We start from the raw sequence: 610 nt of genomic DNA on the forward strand, positions 1-610 counted from the left end.
GCAAGAAAGCGCCCGAACTCGCCGTTTTCGCTTTCCGGCACCTGAATGCCGACCAGAATCGAGCTGTAGTCCGCGCCCTGGTTGCGGTAGTGGAACAGGCTGATATTCCAGTTCGGCGCCATCGACGACAGGAACTTCATCAGCGCGCCGGGCCGCTCCGGAAACTCGAAGCGGAACAGCCGCTCATCATGCGCGAGCGGCGAACGGCCGCCGACCATATAGCGGATGTGCTGCTTCGAGAGCTCATCGAAGGTCAGATCGACGGTGGGAAAGCCGTGCGCCTCGAACGCGCCCGCGATCTGCGCGGACTCGCTGCGATTGCGGATCTGCACGCCGACGAAGATATGCGCGGAGTCCGCATCCGCGATCCGGTAGTTGAACTCGGTCACGCTGCGCGTGCCGACCAGCTCGCAGAAACGCCGGAAGCTGCCGCGCTCTTCGGGGATCGTCACGGCGAACACCGCTTCGCGCGCTTCACCGACTTCGGCCCGCTCGGCGACAAAGCGCATCCGGTCGAAGTTCATGTTCGCGCCGGACGTGATCGCGATCAGCGTCTGGTTCTCGATGCCCTCGCGCTCGGCGTACTGTTTCGCGCCCGCCACGGCGAGCG

General features: G+C 64.8%; 1 pseudogene. It reads right to left on the reverse strand.

Annotated elements, in window-relative coordinates:
- Positions 1 to 610, reverse strand: a pseudogene (locus SB772_RS39085) (threonine ammonia-lyase, biosynthetic); the annotation flags it as partial.

Source organism: Paraburkholderia sp. SIMBA_030 (assembly GCF_046535245.1).
Taxonomy (GTDB): domain Bacteria; phylum Pseudomonadota; class Gammaproteobacteria; order Burkholderiales; family Burkholderiaceae; genus Paraburkholderia.